The sequence below is a fragment of the Chthoniobacterales bacterium genome, assembly GCA_018883245.1.
GTDB lineage: Bacteria > Verrucomicrobiota > Verrucomicrobiia > Chthoniobacterales > JACTMZ01 > JACTMZ01.
On record VEQL01000001.1, the window covers coordinates 148,534 to 166,959 of the forward strand.

Genomic DNA, 18,426 nt, shown 5'->3' on the forward strand with positions numbered 1-18,426 from the left:
TCCCTTTTCCTGATGAGCCAGAACATCGAATCCCGCCTCGTCGAAACACGCGTCATCAAACCATCCCGCGCATTCAGCAAGAGCGCGCGGATCAAAAGCATGGCGGACTACAAGCGCCTGCACGCAGCATCGGTGAAAAACCCGCAGAAATTCTGGGGTGCCGAAGCCTCCGAACTGCAATGGGGACGCAAATGGAAATCCGTCCTGAAATGGACGGCGCCGTTTGCGCGCTGGTTCGAAGGAGGCACCATCAACGTCGCGGAAAACTGCGTGGACCGCCACGCTGCCAGCCATCGCAAGAACAAGGCCGCCATCATCTGGGAGGGTGAGCCGGGCGAAAAGCGCACCCTCACCTACGGACAGCTGCACCGCGAAGTCTGCCTCTTCGCCAACGTGCTCAAACGCAACGGCGTCAAAAAAGGCGACCGCGTCATCATCTACATGCCTCTCGTTCCCGAGGCCGCCGTGGCCATGCTCGCCTGCGCCCGCATCGGCGCCGTGCATTCGGTGATCTTCGGCGGGTTCAGCGCGGACAGCATCCGCGACCGCATTGCCGACAGCGGCGCCACATGCGTGGTCACGGCCGACGGCGGTTACCGGCGCGGTGCCATCGTGCCGCTCAAACACAATGTCGATGCCGCACTGGCCGGCGAGACAACGGTGAAGAAAGTGATCGTCCTCCGGCGCGCCAACAACGAGATCCACATCCAGGAAGGACGCGACGTCTGGTGGCACCGCGAATTGGACTACGTCAACGCCGATTGCCCCGTCACGCACTTCGACAGCGAGCATCCGCTGTTCATCCTCTACACCAGCGGCTCGACCGGAAAACCAAAAGGCATCCTCCACACCTCGGCCGGCTACCTCACGCAGGCTTACTCCACGACGAAATACATTTTCGACCTGCGCGAGGACGACATCTACTGGTGCACGGCCGATGTCGGCTGGATCACCGGCCACAGCTATCTTGTCTACGGTCCTCTGGCCAACGGAGCGACCTGCCTCATGTATGAAGGTGCACCCAACTGGCCCGACCCGGACCGCTTCTGGCGCATCATCCAGAATTACGGCGTGACCGTTTTCTACACTGCGCCGACCGCCATCCGCGCCTTCATCAAATGGGGCGATGAATGGGTCGATAAGCACGATCTTTCCTCGCTCCGTCTCCTCGGCACGGTCGGCGAACCGATCAATCCCGAGGCGTGGATGTGGTATCATAAAAAAATCGGCGGAGGGCGTTGTCCGATCGTGGACACGTGGTGGCAGACCGAAACCGGCGCGATCATGATTTCCCCCATGCCCGGCGCCACCCCGCTCAAGCCCGGCACGGCCACGCTGCCGTTCTTCGGCATCGACGCCGCCATCGTCGACGACCACGGCAAGGAAGTCGGACCAAACATCGGCGGCAAACTCGTGGTGCGCAAACCGTGGCCCTCCATGCTTCGCACGATTTACGGCGACCGCGCGCGGTATAAAAAAACTTACTGGAGCGAAATTCCGGGTTTTTACTTCACCGGCGACGGCGCCCGTCGCGACAAGGACGGCTATTTCTGGATCGTGGGCCGCATCGACGATGTCCTCAATGTCGCCGGACACCGCCTCGGCACTTCGGAAATCGAAAGCGCCCTTGTCTCCCATCAAGCAGTGGCCGAAGCCGCCGTGGTCGGGCGCCCCGACGAAATCAAAGGCCAGGGCGTGGTCGCCTTCGTGACGCTGAAGGAAGGCGAAAAACCGAGCGTGGATTTGCGCGAAAAATTGCGCAAACACGTCGGCAACGCCATCGGGGCCATTGCCAAGCCGGACGACGTCCACTTCGCCGAAGCCCTGCCCAAGACGCGCAGCGGCAAAATCATGCGCCGCCTGCTCAAGGAAATTGCCAGCGGCAGCGATGTCAAAGGCGATACCACCACCCTCGAAGACTTCAGCATCCTCTCGAAACTCAAATTGCAGGATTCGTGAGCCTTGTGTAGTGCCGGTCGTTTTATCGATCGATCGGCCGCGACGCCGGCGCTACAGTCGAAAACAATTCGCATACGCAACCCCGCCACCATGGACAAATTCCTCATCACCGGCGCCTCGAGCGGAATCGGGCGCGAACTGGCCCTGCGCCTCGCCGCGCGCGGCGCAAAGCTCGTCCTCTCCGGACGCTCCGAGGGCAAACTCTCCGAAGTCGCCGCCGCCTGCACAGGGGCGACCGCGGTCGAAACGGTCGCTTCCGACATCACTTCACCGGGCGCAGCCGAGGCGCTCGTGGCCAAGGCCTGCGAATCCATGGGCGGCATCGATTGCGTCATCCATTGCGCCGGCATCGGACTTATCAAGCCCGCGGCCGAGACAACGGACGCGGAATTTAGCAAGGTTGTGAACACCAACCTCCGCGGCACGTTTCTTGTCGCGCGCGAAGCATGCAAAGCGATGGCCGCGCAGAAGCACGGCCTTTTCATCACGCTTCCCGGCATTCTCGGAAAAGCGGTGATGAAAAACGCGGCGGCTTACATCGCCAGCAAGTTCGGCGTGACCGGCCTGATCAAAACCTTTGCGCAGGAATACGCGCGCAGCGGCGTCCGGTTCTGCCTGTTTTTTCTGGGCGGAGTTGACTCGCCGTTCTGGGACGGCATTAACATGGCTGTGCAACGCGACAAAATGATTCCCCTGCCGACCGCGGCGGATCTCATCATGCAGGCCATCGACGCGCCACCGCACCTTGTGCTGGCCGAAGTCGTCCTCCAGCCGGAAAGCCACCAGCTGGTGTAAACTGTGTTACGGTTGGGTCCGCTGGCCTCAGCGGACCGACGGCCGGCGTCCCGGCCGACCACATTTCCAACCTCAAACTTCTGCTTCGCCGAACCGCTCGATGATGCGAGCGGCTTCTTCTTTGTCCGCCCGCAAAGCGGCAACGCAGTGCGCGTCGATTTTTCCCTCCGCCGCCATTTTGTCCAACGTCTCGAGCGCTTCGTCGATGCTCCACGCGCTTTTGTAAACACGCCGGCTCGTCAGCGCGTCGAAAATATCCGCCACGGTGACAATGCGCGCCTCGATCGGGATGTGGCCGTTGTTCCTCCGTTCCGGATAGCCGCTGCCGTCGAGAAATTCATGATGGCCGGCCACCAGGTTGCGCAGGATGTCCACCCCCGCCACCGTGCGCAGGTTGAAGTCGTCCACCAGCCGCTCGATCATTTTGACGCCGAGATCGACGTGGGTCTCCATGATCTTGCGCTCCTCGGGCGTGAAACTGCCCGGCTTGCGCAGCACCGCGTCGGGAATTCCGACCTTGCCGATGTCGTGCAGCGGGGAGAACAAAAACAATTGCTCGATGAATTCGTCGGACAAGTTGTGGCTCTTGGCGAGACCCCGCGCGATGAGCCGGCAAAACCGCGACATGCGCTCCAAGTGCGAGCCGGTTTCTTCGTCGCGCAGGTTGGTGAAGTCGCGGGCCACGCGCACGGATCCGGTCAGCGCCTGGATGGTGGTCACCTCGTGGCTCACCATCAGCATGATCAGGTTCACGTAAACCTCCAGTCGGTGCACGACCTCCGGCGTGAAAAGCCCGGGCACGCACGAGTCGAAGAACAGGAATCCCTCGAAGACGCCCTGGTGGTAAATCGGCACGGTGTATGACGACCGGTAGCCCATGCTTTTGACCCAGCGCGTGTGCTCGGTCTCGCTCTTCAGCTCGGTCGAAATATCTTCGATCACGCGCGATTTGCCCTCCATCTTCAAGGCCATCAGGCTCGGGCTTTCGGAAAGCTTGTATTGGTAGGTCTTGAGCGGCTCGCCACCGACCGTGCTGTTGACGAACGTCTTCAGCAGATCCATCTCGGGGTCGTAGAGGGCGCAGGCCATGCGATCGACTTCCGGCACCACGCGGCGGAGTTGGCCGTGCAGCGCCCCGATGCGTTCTCCAAGGCTGGACGCCCTGCGGGCGGGCAACTGAATCGGGTAAGCCTCCGATTCCAGCGGGTGCCGGGCCGTTTCTTCCATGCCGGATTAATGTATGCCGGCCAGCCCCGCGCGCAATTCTTTCGATGAGTTGTTCGCTGGCCTCGTCCACCGCCCGCACGGATAATCCGGGCTGTGCAGGACCTGCCATTGCTTCCCCTTGCGACCGCCGACTTGCCGCCGATGTTTTCTCTCATAGCGCTGATGCTGGTCGGGGTGGTCGCGGTGTCGCTGATTTTGCTGCGGCTGCGGCAATCGCTGCTGGTCGGATATTTCCTTTGCGGCATCGCCATCTCCAACACCGGACTGCTCGATATGCTGGCAGGTGAGGACGCGACCGCCGCCATCAACCGCGTCTCCGAGTTCGGCGTGATGCTCCTGCTTTTCGTCATCGGCATGGAGTTCTCGCTCAAAGAACTCAAACATCTGCGTCGCTTCGCTTTCCGGGGAGGAGCGGCCCAGATCGCGATCACCATGGCCGCGGCCGGTGCCGCCGCATGGGCGTATTTCGGATTCCCTTGGACCCAGGTCGTCGTCGTGGCCGTCGCCTGTGCGATGAGTTCGACCGCGATCAGCATCAAACTTTACCACGACATGGGGATCGCCGCGAGTTCCGGCGCGCGGCTCGCCCTGGCCATCGCCATCATGCAGGACCTGTTTGTCATCGCCTTCCTTGTCCTCCTTCCGGCGATGTTCGGAGACGGCGCGGCGCACCCCATGGGACCGCAGTTGATCTTCACCGCGGTCCAAGGGGCGCTCTTCATTCTTGCGGCCGTCCTGCTCGCACGCTTTGTCATCCCGCACGTTCTCCATGCAGTCTCGCAGACACGCAGCCGCGAGCTTTTCACCCTCACGGTCGCGGGGCTCTGCATCGGTGTCGCCTACCTTGCGGCGCTGATGGATCTGAGCCTCGTGCTCGGCGCCTTCGTAGCCGGCGTCGCGGTGAGCGAGTGCATGTATAAGCACCGAATCATGTCGGAGGTCGGACCGTTCAAGGACCTCTTCCTCACGCTGTTCTTCGTTTCGGTCGGGCTGGGCATCAACCTCGGGCAAGTCGCGGATGCGTGGATCCTCGTGCTCTCCATCACCGTTCTTCTGCTTGCGGGAAAAACGCTCCTCATAGGAGTCATCGCGCGTCTCCTGGGCCTGAGCTGGCGTGCCGCCACAACCGCCGGAATCGGCCTCGGAAGTGCAGGCGAGTTTTCCCTGGTGCTGATGGGTAAAACTTCGCAGCTCACCGATTGGGCCGGCAATGCCAACCAGCCGTTGCTCGCCGCCATGGCACTGTCCATGGCCATGGTGCCGGTGCTCATGGATCGCGCGCCGCGGATTTGGACGTTTCTCGAACGATTTTGCCCGAATTTTCTGCATCGTCAGCGGCACACCGAGAGCGTCGCGGCGCAGTCCGCCCCCCTGTCCGAACACGCGATCATCTGCGGTTACGGACCCGTCGGTCAGGCGCTGGTCAAAGCGCTCACGGATCAGGGCGTTGCCAGCGTGGTCATCGATCTCAACGCCGACACGATCCGGAAGCTGCAGAGCGAAGGCCAGGCCGCGCTCTTTGCCGATGCCAGCCAGCCGGACGTCTGGGACTTGGTCAACGTCAGCGAGGCGCGGCTCGTCGCCTTCACCTTTCCGGCAACGTCCGCCGTCTCCTCCGCCATGCACCTCGTCCGCGAGCGCAACCACGCCATCACCATCATCGCACGGACCGCCTTCAGCAACGAGGCCGGGAGCCTGGCCGATGCGGGCGCCAACATCGTCTTGCAGGACGAAGTGGAAACCAGCCGAGCCGTGATCGACCGCGCGTTGGGTGCCTTGGAGCTGAATCTTTCCCCGAGACAGGAAGAGAGCTAGCTTGTGGCGACTATGGACGCCTTCGTGACATTCGCCCTTTCGAATTTTCCGCTCACTTTCACCGTTCTCGGATTGATCGCCGCGGGCGTGCAAATTCTCAAAACACCGGCACCGCGCCCGCGCGGCAGATCAGCCGAAGCCGTTTTGCGCTGGTTCCTCTTCTTCGGCATCGGCGTCACGTTTTTCTACAACTTCGTATGCCATGTGTTTTTCGGGGATATGGCGGCCAAGTTTATCGGCTGGGCCCAGAGCCCCTTCCAAGCCGAGGTCGGCTGGGCCAGCCTGGGTTATGCCGTGCTCGGTTTCATGGCCTCGCGCGGAAGCCGCGACCTGCGCATCGGCATCATCGCCGCCCTCGCGTGTTTCATGTGGGGCGCGGCCAGCGGCCACATTTACCAGATGGTGACAGCACACGATTTCGCCCCCGGAAATGCCGGAGTCATGTTTTGGTGCGATATTTTCATGCCCCTCTTCGGAATCTTTCTCCTTTGGAAAACGAGGAAGCCGCAGGCAATTTAAGCGTCTCGTGAAGTCCTTGCGCCACCTGCTCATTGCCGCCCTTTTTGCGCTGCCGGTCCGGCTCGGCGCGCAATCAGTCATCTCGAATACGGTGATCGTTCCGCTTCATTACAAGACCATCGCTTCGGGCGGGCAAAAACTCGGCATCTACGCTTCGCTCGGCGGCGGCAGCACACCGCAGATTTTCGAATTCGACACCGGCGGCGGCGGGTTCTACGCGGCCTATGCGTCGGCCGACACAAACAAGTCCCGGTGGTGGGGCACAAACTTCTCCTACACCGGGAGTGATGTGACCAACACTTACGACAGCGGGATCCAATACCAAGGAGCGATCGTCACGGCTTCCGTTTCACTTTTTTCGGATCACAACAGCAGCAGCCCGCTGGTCACCACGGCGGGCGATTTGCGCGTGGGACAAATGACATCCATCACCAACACCACCAGTGGCGGGGCGGCTCTGTGGACACCCGGTGGCGAAGGCACCACGAATACACCGCCTGTCGATGAGGCCTTTTACGGCGACTTCGGCATGAATCTGGCCTACACGCACAGCGGGATTGTCAACCTGATCGCCCAGCTGAGCTTCACCAATGGCATTGCTCCCGGATTCCGCATCCGCGCATACGGCGACAGCCCATACATGCAAATCGGACTGACCGCAGCGGACACCAACAGCGCGTCTGCTTTTTACTTCGGGATGAATGCCGACACCAACGCCCCGCCCGGTTCCACCTTCACCAACAGCAGATCGCTTTTTTATTCCGAGCAGGTGTTCAACGCGAACATGACGATCAGCAATGCGACGACCAACTTCACCACCAACCTCGGAATTACCACCGACACCGGCGCGAGCACGACAATCCATAATGCGGACGTCGGGGGAATTCCCGAAGCGCTTTACACCACCAATAGCGAAGGCAAGGGCCACCTCGTGGCCGGAGCGGACTTCGGGCTTTCCGGAATGACCCTCGGTGGCACAAATTCTGAATTTTTCGAATTCGTCACCACTGCAGGGCAAGTGTCTGTTCAGGATAACAAGACCAACAACACGCTGTTCTATCTCAACTCCGGCATCTCCCTCTTCCAGCAATACGACGTGATCTACAACTTGCAGGACGGGCAGATCGGTTTCGAGGCCGTCCCGGAACCGCGCACATGGGCGCTGCTGGCCCTTGGCGGCCTGCTGCTAGCCCTTGCATCGGTCCGACGGCGCGCATCCTGATTTCGCGGCCCCACCGGTTTGCTCGGCCTTTACAAAAACCGGGAAATCGGGGGATTATCCTCCGCAACTAAACTCCCATGAAACACCTCTTCACCACCGCCCGCATTCTCCTCGGAGTGATCTTCCTCGTTTTCTCCCTCAACTACTGGCTCAAATTCATCCCGATTCCCGCCCCCGCTGCGGAAAGTCTGGCCGCGGGATTCATGGGCGCGATTTACGGCTCGGGCTTCCTCACACTGGTGAAAGTGCTCGAGTTGGTTTCGGCCGTGCTACTGCTTTCCGGACGCTTCACCAATCTCGCCCTCACGCTGCTCGGACCGATCGTGGTGAACATCCTGCTTTTCCACGTGCTCATCAAACAGGCCGATCATGGGCTTTCGGTGCTTATCGCCATCCTCGCCCTCGTCGTTCTGGTCGGACAAAAAAACTACCTCAAAGCGATCTTCGCTAAGTAGTTGCCGCGACCGCGAGCGGGCAATGACTGCCGCGCATTCCGACATGCAAGACCGCGCGGCGGGCGCGATCATGGGTGCCTTCATCGGCGACGCGGTCGCGTTGGGACCGCATTGGTATTACGACCTCGACGAGATGCGCCGCGTTTACGGCGATTGGATCTCGGACTACACCGATCCCAAGCCCGGACGCTATCATGCGGGTTTGAAAGCCGGCGACTCTTCCCAAGCGGGATTCATCACCGAGTTGCTGTTGCGTTCGGTCGCGGAAAAGGGCGCCTACGATGAAGCCGATTTCTGCCGCAAGCTCGATGGGGAACTTTTTCCGCTCCTCGACGGCACTCCTTTCAGCGGACCCGGCGGTTACACGAGCCAATCGATCCGCGAAGCGTGGCGCAAGCGAGTGAAAGAAAATCTCCCGTGGGGCCAGACCGCGGGAAACGCGGACACGACGGAAGCCGCCGAGCGGACGTTCGTTCTCGGCGTGCGCTACGCATCCGACATGCGCCAGCTCGCAGAGTCGGTGACGGTAAATGCCGCGCTGACGCAATCCGACGGCACCGTCCTTGCCATGACCGTGGCCTATTGCGCCGTGCTCGGCCTTCTCGTGCGCGGCCATAAGCTGGACGCCACGATCACGGATACGCTGCTGGGCATGGTGCGAAGCGGACAACTCCCTTTCCACTCGGTCACCAGCGAGAACCTGCAGCCTCCGAGGCCGGGCGAGCCCGAGGCGCCGCGCGCCGGTCGCTTCGCATCACCGGATGCATTGATCACTCCTTCGTGCGTGGCGGCCGCCGCCGCGGATCCCGCCATTCGCATCGAGCCGGCATCGAAGGTGTCCGTTGTCTATGGCATGCCGTGTGCCATCTACCACCAACTGCCCGCGGCCTACTACCTTGCCGCCCGTTTCCACAATGACTTCGAATCTGCCGTGCTTCACGCCGTCAATGGCGGCGGACAGAACCAAGCTCGAGCCATACTCACGGGCACTCTCGTCGGAGCACAGACCGGTCTTGCGGGTATTCCCGATCGGTTCATCCGCGGCCTCGCACGGCACGAACATCTGCTGGAACTGGCTCAGACGCTGGCCGGACAAGTCTGACTGCTGAGGCTTCCATATCACCGGCCGGCCGCTGCCCTCTGAGAAATTTTGGAAATCGTATGACGCGATTTTTGCTCTGACGTGCTTCCAGATTCGGGAATAATTCCCGCGTCTCATGAAATCTCCTTTCCTGCGCGATGTGGTGGCGAAGTGTTCGTCGTGGGACGCTTTCCGCCGCGCTCTGGCCAAGAAGTCGGAAAAAGAGAAGGGCGATCTCTTCGAGCATCTTGTCCGGGCCTATCTGCTGCTCGATCCGGAATATGCGACGAAGCTGCGCAAGGTCTGGCTGCTGGACGAAGTGCCGTCCGCCCTGCGCAAGAAGCTGAAGCTGCCGGGCAACGACCAAGGCATCGACCTTATCGCCGAAACAAACACCGGCGAGTTCTGGGCCATTCAATGCAAATACCGCGAGAACACGACGCGGCCGGTGCCGTGGCGGGAGATCTCCACTTTTACCGGACTCGCCTTCGGCATTTGCCGGCATATTTCGTTCGGACTCGTCTGCTCGACGACGGAACGGATCACGCACGTTCTCAAACACCAAGACCGTATCGGTTTTTGCGCGCTTGATGTCTGGCAAAGTCTCGATGAGGAATTTTTCGCACGGCTGCGCAAGTTGCTCGGACACAAACCGGTCAAACTTGCGCCGCTCAAGCCGCGTCCGCACCAGAAGAAGGCCATCGCCGATGCGCGGAAGCATTTTGTCGGCAAGAAGCAGAAGCGCGGCAAGCTGATCAGTCCGTGCGGCTCGGGCAAGAGCCTCACTGCCTACTGGATCGCACGCGATCTGAAGGCGAAACGGATTCTCGTTGCGGTGCCGAGTCTGGCGCTGATTCGTCAGACGCTGAAAGTGTGGCTGCGGGAATCGATGGCCCACGGCGACAAGGTGGAATGGATTTGCGTGTGCAGCGATGACTCGGCCGGACGTGTGGATCAGGACGATGTGGCCGTGCTGCGTCAGGACCTCGGTGTCCCGTGTCTTACCGATACGAAAGAAATCGCGTCATGGCTGAAGCAGAAAAAGCCCGGACTCACCGTGGTCTTCACCACGTATCAGAGTGGCGCAGCGATTGCGAAGGCAGCGCGGCAGGCGAAGTTTGCTTTCGACCTCGGCCTCATGGACGAGGCGCACAAAACGGTCGGTGACGGGGCGAAGCTTTTCTCCCATCTTCTGCACGAGAAGAATCTTCCGGTGAAGCGCCGCATTTTCATGACGGCGACCGAGCGGCGCTATCGCGGTAAGGGTGACAAGATTTTGAGCATGGATGATGCTGCGGTCTATGGAGACACCTTCCATCTGCTGAGCTTCAAGCGCGCGCTCGAAGAAAAGCCGGTCATCCTAAGCGACTACCGCATCGTCACGATCCTCGTTTCGCGCGAAGAAGTGGCCGAGCTGATCCGCAAAAATGTCTTCGTGCGGCCGGACAAAGGCAAATGGACCAAGGAGATCGAAGCCGAGATGCTGGCAGCTCTGGTCGCTCTGCGCAAAGCCATGCAGAAGTATCCGATCCGCCACGCTGTTTCGTTCCACAGCAGCATCCGGCGGGCCGAGGTCTTCAAGGAACACAACGATGCTTACAACCGTGCATACCGGAAGCATGGGGCGGTCGAGACCTTCCATGTATCGGGGCAAACCCCAACGGGAACCCGTGCGCGGGTGGTGAAGGAATTCGCTGAGACGGAGCGCGCGCTCATTACCAATGCGCGATGCCTGACCGAAGGCGTTGATGTGCCAGATATCGATTGCGTGATGTTCGCCGATCCGCGGCGCAGTGCGGTGGATATCGTGCAGGCTGTCGGACGCGCCTTACGTCCGGCCAAAGGCAAGAAGATGGGCTATGTGATCGTGCCGATCCTGCACGATGCGAAGGCCACGCCGGATGACATTTTCGATTCGGAGGAATTTCAAGAAATCCTCACAACGCTGCGCGCGCTGGCGGCCAACGACGACCGTATCATCGAATATTTCCGCGCTGTTTCGCAGGGCAAACGACGAAGCACAGGCGGAACCGTTGTATTCGATATCGACCAGAAACTCGCAAAGCGAGTCAATCTGGAAAACTTTGCAAAAGACATCGAACTCAAGTGCTGGACTCATCTGGCTAAACTATCCTGGCAGCCGTTCGAGGAAGCGCGCACATTTGTTCACAGCCTCGGCTTGAGAAATGAGAAGGAGTGGCGCGAACTTTGTAAAGGTCTACTGGACTGTAAACACAGACTGCCTGCTGACGTTCCAACCAACCCCGCCAAGACATACTCGGGCCAAGGCTGGAAAGGAATGGGTGATTGGCTTGGGACGGGAAATATAGCCCCTCAATTGCGCCAATATCGTCCCTTTCATATGGCAAGGGTATTCGCTCGCCGTATAGCTCTAAAAAATGTTTCTGAATGGAGAGAGTTCTGCAAAGGGCTTCATCCTCAAAAGGGGTCCTTACCTGCCGATATTCCAGCGTCTCCTCACTTGATATATAAAAACAAAGGCTGGGTTAGTTTTGGTGATTGGCTCGGCACGGGAACCGTTGCTCCTCGATTGCGCCAATATCGTTCGTTCAAAAGCGCAAGAGCCTTTGTGCGCAAACTTAAGTTACTGAATAGAACCCAGTGGGATAACTATAGCAGAGGCCTTTATCCATCTAAGGGGACCTTACCGGATGACATTCCGGCTAATCCCTGGAATACATATGCCGGCAACGGCTGGGCTGGGCTTGGCGATTGGCTCGGCACCGGTAGAGTTGCGGATCAGTTGAAAAAATATCGCACGTTTAGGAGTGCAAGGGCTTTCGCTCACGGTCTTAAACTCAAAAGCCAGTTGCAGTGGATAGCTTTTTGCAAAGGTCGCCTCCCGAATAAGGGAACTTTGCCTGCAGATATTCCCGCTACTCCCAGCCAGACATATGCCCGCAAGGGGTGGGCGGGATTCGGTGATTGGCTCGGCACGGGAACTGTGGCTCCTCGCTTACGAAAGTATCGATCCTTCAAAGAAGCGAGAGCTTTCGTGCGTCGACTCAAGCTGAAAAGCAGGTCCGAGTGGAACGCGCTATGCAAAAGTAACCTGCCCGGCCAGTCGATGTTGCCTCCTGATATCCCTGCAAGTCCTTGGAACATATATGTCGGCAACGGCTGGGCTGGGCTTGGCGATTGGCTCGGCACCGGTAGAGTTGCGGATCAGTTGAAAAAATATCGCACGTTTAGGAGTGCAAGGGCTTTCGCTCGCAGCCTCAATCTCAAAAGCGGCACAGAATGGCGAGCGTTTTGCAAAGGCCGCCTACGGAGCAAGGGCACCTTGCCTTCCGATATTCCAGTTTGCCCCAACCAAACATATGCCCGCAAGGGGTGGGCGGGATTCGGTGATTGGCTCGGCACGGGAACTGTGGCTCCCCGCTTGCGAAAGTATCGGTCGTTTATAAAAGCGAGGGCTTTCGCTCGCACACTTGGCTTGCGAGGTGAGCACGAGTGGAGAGACTATTGCCGCGGCGACTTTTTCCGAACACAACCTCCAAAGCCGCAAGACATTCCTTACCATCCTGAGCGAACCTATCCAGCGAAAGGCTGGGCAGGTTACAGCGACTGGCTTTGCTACGAGCGCAAACCCGAATTAAAACGCAGGCGCTGAACAATCCCGCTGCTCGCGCGGTTTTGAGACAACAAGCACTCAGAGGCTCACGAAACAGCTAGGCTTTGGGTCGGCCAACATGCGATCGATGCGCTGCTTGGCGATTTGGATGTAATCGGGATTGAGTTCGATGCCGGTCCACTGGCGTCCGAGCGCCTCGGCTGATTCGGCTGTTGTTCCGCCGCCGAGAAATGGATCGAGCACAACGATTCCCCGGAACGATCAAGTTGCGGGTTGCGCCATCCGACGATCCGGCGCAAATTCCCGCCGTGAATTTCAGGTTGCTGCCCGTCCTTATCGCGTTGGTTGTTGCCCTGTCACCCGCGGCGCAGGCTGTGGTGATCAATACCGCGAGCGGCACCGGCAACACCAATGCACCGAGTGACGATCCCGGATGGGCAAACGTCGGCGTTCTCAACGGGGCGAGCGGCATCTACCTCGGCGCCGGATGGGTGCTCACTGCGGCGCACGTCGGCGTCGGCAGCATTTCTTTTGCGGGAGTTTCTTATAACGCATTGACCAACACGCTCGTGCAGCTGACCAACAATGCACCCGGCAGGACGGTATTCACGGACCTCATCATGTTCCAACTCGCCTCGACACCGGCTGGACTCGGACCGCTTACCCTCGCCTCGTCGGCGCCGACGCTGGGCACGGCCGTCACCATGATCGGCGCCGGACGCGATCGCGGAGCTTTCACCGAGTGGAATGTCAACCAGGCCACCACACCGTGGACTTGGACGGTGGTTTCCTCCAGCGGTAATGCCGCGGGTTACCAGACTTTGGAGAGCCAAACCCTGCGCTGGGGGACCAATACAGTCAGTTCGACCGATTTCTGGGTAAGCGCCGATGGATCACCGGATGTGAAATCCTTCTCCACGACATTCACGGACTCCTTCTTCGCGAGTAACGAGGCTCAGGCGGTTCTCGGCGATTCGGGCGGAGCGGTCTTCACCAAAAGGGAGTCCGCTTGGGAGTTGGGCGGCGTGATGTTCGGCGTCGGAGGCTATAGCGGGCAGCCCTCTGCGACGACAAATGCCATTTATGGCAACGTCACTTATTCGGCCGACCTTTCTTTTTACTCCCCGCAAATCATGTCCATCATCCCCGAGCCGACCACCTACGCGCTGCTCGCGCTGTCGGCGGCAACAATGGTCCTGATGATGCGCAGGAGTTGATCAAGCGGACGTCGGCCAATGGCACGCGCAGCAGATGGCGCAACGGCTACAACTTTTACAAAACCGCTCTATCTCTTTGAGCAGAATGCGCGGGATTGTCAGTCGTCCAACAGTCCAAGCGTCAGCCCCGTGGGAAGGGGTGCGGGTTTGGCACAGTTGTTGTGGATTTGTATCCAAGAGCGGTTGCTGCTTGATTTCTCGAATGCTGTGATGACCTCCAGCACATGCAGGGCGAGGTTCCCGTCGCAGCGATGGGGACGGCCCGAGCGGATGGCGTGGACCATGTCCGCGACGCCGATGCCCCGTGAATTCTCCGCGTAGTTGAAGGCGAGCGGGATCTCTTGCCATTCTTTCGCTCGGGAGCGGCAAAGGCTGACCGGTCCGTCGAAAGTGTTCGGATCGGGCACTCCCAAGCTGCCCTCGGAACCGTAAATCTCGATGGGACTTTTGAAACGTGTGTCGGCGACGACATCGAAGCTGACGGCCATGGTGATCACGGCCCCGCTGGCGAACAGGAGACTCCCGCTGTAATGCGTTGGAACTTCGACAGGCAACATCTTGCCGAACTGCTCTTTGCATGTGGCCATGCGTTCCGGGCGCGGTGTCGAGGTCATGGCACAGACCGCCGCGACCGGACCAAGCAGGTGGACGAGCGCAGTGATGTAGTAAGGGCCCATGTCGAACATCGGCCCCGCTCCCTGTTCGTAGAAAAATGCGGGGTTCGGATGCCAAGACTCGGGGCCCGATGCCAGCAGGAATGCGGTGGCGGAAAGCGGGCGTCCGACCCAGCCGTCATCAATCAACTTTCTGGCCGTCTGGAGACCGGCGCCGAGAAAGGTGTCGGGCGCGCAGCCGACGCGAAGGTTTTTTTGCGCCGCGTAATCCAGCAACGATGTTCCTGAAGCAACATCGAGCGCCAGAGTCTTTTCGCTGTAAACGTGCTTGCCGGCCCGGAGGATTTCCATGCTGACCTTCGCGTGAGCCTTGGGCACGGTGAGGTTGATCACCAGATCGATCGATGGATCGGCCAGAAGCTCGGAAATGCTCGTCGCCTTGAGGTCATACTCCTTGGCCTTTGCAGCGGCCGCATCCGGATTGATATCCGCGCAGGATTTCAGATGCAGCATCCTGAACATCGCGCAGCCTTTGGCATAAGCACCGAAAATATTCCCGCAGCCGATGATGCCGATATTCATGGGTTGAATGGCCGAGTGTGACATAATTCAGATGATAGGTCGGCGAGTCGTTGCGCTCGCTATTTGTTTCCCGCGGCCAGGCCATTTCCGACGAGGTAGTTGTAACTTTTCTCGACGCACTCGAAAATATCGGTGTCGCTGGTGTCCTGCTCGACCACCAGCCATTGGGTTACCTGCGGATCCATGGCGGCGATGATGCCCTTGATGTCATTCCTGCCACTGCCCACTGGCAGCAGGGCGGAGTTGGCCCCGGGAACAATCTCCATCTGGTCGGTCGCCGCGTTATACACGGTGCCAGGCGGCACCATGGGGCCGTCTTTGATGTGAAGGAGGGGTGAGCGCTTTGCAAAACGGCGCACCATTTCCACGGCGTTGTTCGCGCCGAAATTCGCGGCCCAATACGTGTCGAGCTCGAATTTCACATCGGGACAAAGCTCGGCGAAAATCTCGTGTTTGATGCGCCCGTCGATTTTTTCAAACTCCCAAGAATGGTTGTGCACGGCAAGGGTGAGCCCTGATGCCGCCAGCTTCTCATTCATTCGCGAGGTGATTTCCGCGGTCTTCCTGATCGCATCGACGGTGGCGAAATTTTCCGGCCCGTAACCGGTGACTGTCATGGTAATCCCCATCTCTGCGCAGGCTTGGATGACCTCGTCGAGGTTGTCGGGGTTGGCCCACGGACTATGGGTCGAGGAGATGACCATTCCGAGATCCTCGACGAATTTGCGGAGTTCCTTCGGTGTGAATCCGAAGAAGCCCGCGGGTTCAACCCCTTTGTAACCGATCGCCGCCAAGCGCCGGAGGACTCCGGGAAAGTCTTTGGCGGCCTCTTCGCGGAGTGTGAATAGTTGGATGGAGATAGGTTTGATGTCCACGGTCATATGCAGGATGACATTAAGAGATGCGCATTTGCAATGCCTCAGCGTGAAGGTGGGGGTTGCTGTTTGGAAACAAAAAGCAGGGGACGCTCACGAAAGAGCAACCTCGGGGTCGGCCAAGACGCACTCAATGCGCTTCTTGGCCATTTGGATGTAATCGGGATTGAGTTCGATGCCGGTCCATTGGCGGCCAAGGCTTTCCGCCGCTTCGGCCGTGGTGCCGCTGCCCAAAAAAGGATCAAGCAAAGCATCGCCTTGGCGCGAGCCGGACATGATGAGCTGGTTGATCAACGCAACGGGCTTTTGCGACGGGTGGCCGATTTTTTCCTTCGATGCGCCTTTGAGTGACGGCACGCGCAGGATGTTTGTCGCATATTTGCCGCGGCGCAGGTGACGCTCACGCGCGTTTTTGTCTTTGTAGCGTTTGTCGCGAAGGTAGGTTCCGATGGTCGCTTCGCCGTAGGGAAGGCGCACGGCATCTTTGTCGAAATAGGTCGTCGAGTTCGCCTCGGGTCGCAGGGCGAGGATCATTTCGTATTGGGGCGTGAAGGAATCGTGGCGCTCGTTGTAGCCCACGGCGCGATCCCAAATGATCATGTCATGGAACTGCATCAAGCCAGCCAGCCGCGAGCAGACATGCAACCACACGTGTTCGCGCTTGCCGAGTTGACCGAAGACATAAAGCAAGCCATCCGGGCGCAGCGCCCGCTTGCACTCACGCACCCATCGCACCATCCAATCGAGATATTCGTCCGCCGAGGACCAAGCGTTGTCCCAGTCCTCATCAAGCAGCACTTGGAAATAAGGCGGGTCGGCAATGATGAGTTGGAAATGCTGCTCCGGAAGCGTCGGAAGAATCTGCAGCGCGTCACCCGTGATCATCCGGCCATGGCCGATCTCGATCACAGGCAAAGAGGCCGCACTCATTGCGACATCTTATAGCAGCAATCCGCACGATTCCCGGGAGGACGCGCCCTGCTGCAAATCAACGACTGTGCGTTTGCCATCAACGGCGTCCACCACCGTGGAAACCTCCGCCGCCACCATGGAAATGTTCGCCACCACCTCCGTGGAAGCCACCTTCGCGCACACGGTCTTCCTCCCTGCGAAACTCGTCACCTCCGTGAGATTCATCGCGCACAGCACGATCGAAATTGTTGTCCCGATTCACCGTGCGGTTGAAGGTGTCGTTGTTGAAAACGCGATTACCGTTCGCATCATACCAGTTGCCATTGTGATCCCAACTGCCGTTCCAATTGTTCCACCAGTTGCCTCCCCACCATCCGCCTCCGGGATGCGCGTTATACCATCCCGGACCACCCCAAGCCCAACCCAGCGCCCAATTCAGCAATCCGCCAAGTCCACCCAGGTCGATGTTCACATTCGAACCACCGCTGGCTCCACCCGAGTACGATTCCCCGCCACCACCGCCACCGCTGTAGCCTCCGCCGCCTTCGCGCGACTGCATCATGGCGACATCCTGGTAAAGCGGGGCAAGGGCGGCACGCAGGACAACACTGAAAAGCAGGAGCATTCCGAGGACGCCACCCACGATCATGAGTGTGCTGCGGACGGGGTTGGATTTCTTGGACATATCGCCGTCAAGATTCGTGCGCCAAGCGGCTGTGCGTCCAGCGCAATTTGCAGAACCGACACGGCCGACGCCGAGGACGGCGACCCCCAGCCTCGAGCGAAACGCCGGAGAGTTGGCAATTATCCGGCATGTCTCTCCGAAATAAAAAACCCTCCCCATGGCGAACCATGGGGAGGGTGGATTCTGGCAACGTCCTACTCTCGCGCAACCTAGAGATGCACTACCATCGGGGCTGCAGCGTTTCACTTCCGTGTTCGGGATGGGAACGGGTGGTTCCACTGCGCTAGGATCACCAGAATTTGACGCGCTCGTTGTTTTGCCGCCGCTGACGGCAGCAAGACATAACGGATCAAGTTCCAACGACCCTTCGTTACCAAATTTTCAAAGAAGAACACGCCGTGTTCCTTCACATCTGCATAGAGGCACAACCGCAAACAAGCTAGTAAAGTCATGAATTTCATGGGCGAACCTTGAAAAGGCCCCAGAGGAAAAAAATGACCAAGCCGGACGATCATTAGTATTGCTGAGCTGAACACATTACTGTGCTTGCACCCGCAACCTATCAACGTGGTGGTCTACCACGGATCTTCAGGGAGAACTCATCTTGGGATAGGCTTGGCGCTTAGATGCTTTCAGCGCTTATCCTTTCCGAACATAGCTACCCAGCAATGCCGTTGACACGACAACTGGAACACCAGAGGTTCGTCACACCCGGTCCTCTCGTACTAAGGTGTGAACCCCTCAATTCTCCTGCGCCCACAGTGGATAAGGACCGAACTGTCTCGCGACGTTCTGAACCCAGCTCGCGTACCACTTTAACCGGCGAACAGCCGGACCCTTGGGACCTTCTCCAGCCCCAGGATGTGATGAGCC

General features: G+C 59.2%; 15 protein-coding genes and 2 rRNA genes. 9 read left to right on the forward strand and 8 right to left on the reverse strand.

The features are described from left to right. Nucleotides 1–12: 12 nt before the first annotated feature. Both acs and FGM15_00740 read left to right on the forward strand, forming a co-directional pair. A complete protein-coding gene (gene acs, locus FGM15_00735) occupies nucleotides 13–1,959 on the forward strand; it encodes an acetate--CoA ligase (protein MBU3664393.1) in 1,947 nt (648 codons plus the stop codon). A gap of 90 nt (nucleotides 1,960–2,049) precedes the next feature. After that, the gene (locus FGM15_00740; protein ID MBU3664394.1) at nucleotides 2,050–2,754 is read left to right on the forward strand and encodes an SDR family oxidoreductase; all 705 of its coding nucleotides are present in this window, start codon (nucleotides 2,050–2,052) and stop codon (nucleotides 2,752–2,754) included. Nucleotides 2,755–2,826: 72 nt separating this feature from the next. On the opposite strand, the gene FGM15_00745 is transcribed toward FGM15_00740, so the two are convergent. Further along, the gene (locus FGM15_00745; protein ID MBU3664395.1) at nucleotides 2,827–3,981 is read right to left on the reverse strand and encodes an HD domain-containing protein; all 1,155 of its coding nucleotides are present in this window, start codon (nucleotides 3,979–3,981) and stop codon (nucleotides 2,827–2,829) included. Nucleotides 3,982–4,122: 141 nt separating this feature from the next. Here FGM15_00745 and FGM15_00750 point away from each other — a divergent pair, with 141 nt between their 5' ends. From FGM15_00750 to FGM15_00775, 6 genes are all read left to right on the forward strand, one after another. Beyond that, entirely contained in the window at nucleotides 4,123–5,796 is a 1,674-nt protein-coding gene (locus tag FGM15_00750) for a hypothetical protein (protein ID MBU3664396.1), read from the forward strand. 12 nt (nucleotides 5,797–5,808) lie between these two features. Beyond that, entirely contained in the window at nucleotides 5,809–6,315 is a 507-nt protein-coding gene (locus tag FGM15_00755; GenBank protein ID MBU3664397.1) for a hypothetical protein, read from the forward strand. Next, nucleotides 6,227–7,537, forward strand: a complete 1,311-nt coding sequence (locus tag FGM15_00760) for a PEP-CTERM sorting domain-containing protein (protein MBU3664398.1) — start codon at nucleotides 6,227–6,229, stop codon at nucleotides 7,535–7,537. Before FGM15_00755 ends, FGM15_00760 begins: the two co-directional genes overlap by 89 nt. 77 nt (nucleotides 7,538–7,614) lie before the next feature. Next, nucleotides 7,615–7,992, forward strand: coding sequence for a hypothetical protein (locus tag FGM15_00765; GenBank protein ID MBU3664399.1), 378 nt, complete (start codon nucleotides 7,615–7,617; stop codon nucleotides 7,990–7,992). 22 nt (nucleotides 7,993–8,014) lie between these two features. Continuing rightward, complete coding sequence (locus FGM15_00770; protein MBU3664400.1) at nucleotides 8,015–9,094, forward strand: ADP-ribosylglycohydrolase family protein; 1,080 nt, start codon at nucleotides 8,015–8,017, stop codon at nucleotides 9,092–9,094. A 115-nt stretch (nucleotides 9,095–9,209) separates the two neighbouring features. Beyond that, nucleotides 9,210–12,707 (forward strand): hypothetical protein, encoded by a 3,498-nt coding sequence (locus FGM15_00775; protein MBU3664401.1) that lies wholly within the window; start codon nucleotides 9,210–9,212, stop codon nucleotides 12,705–12,707. Between the two features lie 39 nt (nucleotides 12,708–12,746). On the opposite strand, the gene FGM15_00780 is transcribed toward FGM15_00775, so the two are convergent. After that, on the reverse strand, nucleotides 12,747–12,917 hold the full coding sequence (locus FGM15_00780; protein ID MBU3664402.1) for a site-specific DNA-methyltransferase: 171 nt from the start codon (nucleotides 12,915–12,917) through the stop codon (nucleotides 12,747–12,749). On the opposite strand from FGM15_00780, the gene FGM15_00785 reads away from it, so the two are divergent. Then, the gene (locus tag FGM15_00785) at nucleotides 12,899–13,885 is read left to right on the forward strand and encodes a trypsin-like peptidase domain-containing protein (GenBank protein ID MBU3664403.1); all 987 of its coding nucleotides are present in this window, start codon (nucleotides 12,899–12,901) and stop codon (nucleotides 13,883–13,885) included. The two genes, FGM15_00780 and FGM15_00785, sit on opposite strands and share 19 nt — an antisense overlap. Nucleotides 13,886–13,983: 98 nt before the next feature. On the opposite strand, the gene FGM15_00790 is transcribed toward FGM15_00785, so the two are convergent. The 6 genes from FGM15_00790 to FGM15_00815 form a co-directional block, all read right to left on the reverse strand. Continuing rightward, nucleotides 13,984–15,105, reverse strand: a complete 1,122-nt coding sequence (locus FGM15_00790) for a Gfo/Idh/MocA family oxidoreductase (protein MBU3664404.1) — start codon at nucleotides 15,103–15,105, stop codon at nucleotides 13,984–13,986. A 35-nt stretch (nucleotides 15,106–15,140) separates the two neighbouring features. Then, nucleotides 15,141–15,962: a sugar phosphate isomerase/epimerase gene (locus FGM15_00795; GenBank protein ID MBU3664405.1), complete on the reverse strand. Its 822-nt coding sequence runs from the start codon at nucleotides 15,960–15,962 to the stop codon at nucleotides 15,141–15,143. 87 nt (nucleotides 15,963–16,049) lie between these two features. Continuing rightward, a complete protein-coding gene (locus FGM15_00800) occupies nucleotides 16,050–16,886 on the reverse strand; it encodes a site-specific DNA-methyltransferase (GenBank protein ID MBU3664406.1) in 837 nt (278 codons plus the stop codon). 79 nt (nucleotides 16,887–16,965) lie between these two features. Continuing rightward, nucleotides 16,966–17,553, reverse strand: coding sequence for a hypothetical protein (locus FGM15_00805; GenBank protein MBU3664407.1), 588 nt, complete (start codon nucleotides 17,551–17,553; stop codon nucleotides 16,966–16,968). 181 nt (nucleotides 17,554–17,734) lie between these two features. After that, nucleotides 17,735–17,850: ribosomal RNA gene (gene rrf / locus FGM15_00810) — 5S ribosomal RNA — on the reverse strand. A gap of 192 nt (nucleotides 17,851–18,042) precedes the next feature. Next, nucleotides 18,043–18,426: ribosomal RNA gene (locus FGM15_00815) — 23S ribosomal RNA — on the reverse strand; the annotation flags it as partial.

What these genes read in the sequence shown, in the direction of transcription:
- acs (MBU3664393.1), top strand. Translation starts at nt 13, where the DNA reads ATGAGCCAGAACATCGAATCCCGCCTCGTCGAAACACGCGTCATCAAA.
- FGM15_00740 (MBU3664394.1), top strand. Translation starts at nt 2,050, where the DNA reads ATGGACAAATTCCTCATCACCGGCGCCTCGAGCGGAATCGGGCGCGAA.
- FGM15_00745 (MBU3664395.1), bottom strand. Translation starts at nt 3,981, where the DNA reads ATGGAAGAAACGGCCCGGCACCCGCTGGAATCGGAGGCTTACCCGATT.
- FGM15_00750 (MBU3664396.1), top strand. Translation starts at nt 4,123, where the DNA reads ATGTTTTCTCTCATAGCGCTGATGCTGGTCGGGGTGGTCGCGGTGTCG.
- FGM15_00755 (MBU3664397.1), top strand. Translation starts at nt 5,809, where the DNA reads ATGGACGCCTTCGTGACATTCGCCCTTTCGAATTTTCCGCTCACTTTC.
- FGM15_00760 (MBU3664398.1), top strand. Translation starts at nt 6,227, where the DNA reads ATGCCGGAGTCATGTTTTGGTGCGATATTTTCATGCCCCTCTTCGGAA.
- FGM15_00765 (MBU3664399.1), top strand. Translation starts at nt 7,615, where the DNA reads ATGAAACACCTCTTCACCACCGCCCGCATTCTCCTCGGAGTGATCTTC.
- FGM15_00770 (MBU3664400.1), top strand. Translation starts at nt 8,015, where the DNA reads ATGACTGCCGCGCATTCCGACATGCAAGACCGCGCGGCGGGCGCGATC.
- FGM15_00775 (MBU3664401.1), top strand. Translation starts at nt 9,210, where the DNA reads ATGAAATCTCCTTTCCTGCGCGATGTGGTGGCGAAGTGTTCGTCGTGG.
- FGM15_00785 (MBU3664403.1), top strand. Translation starts at nt 12,899, where the DNA reads ATGGATCGAGCACAACGATTCCCCGGAACGATCAAGTTGCGGGTTGCG.
- FGM15_00790 (MBU3664404.1), bottom strand. Translation starts at nt 15,105, where the DNA reads ATGTCACACTCGGCCATTCAACCCATGAATATCGGCATCATCGGCTGC.
- FGM15_00795 (MBU3664405.1), bottom strand. Translation starts at nt 15,962, where the DNA reads ATGACCGTGGACATCAAACCTATCTCCATCCAACTATTCACACTCCGC.
- FGM15_00800 (MBU3664406.1), bottom strand. Translation starts at nt 16,886, where the DNA reads ATGAGTGCGGCCTCTTTGCCTGTGATCGAGATCGGCCATGGCCGGATG.
- FGM15_00805 (MBU3664407.1), bottom strand. Translation starts at nt 17,553, where the DNA reads ATGTCCAAGAAATCCAACCCCGTCCGCAGCACACTCATGATCGTGGGT.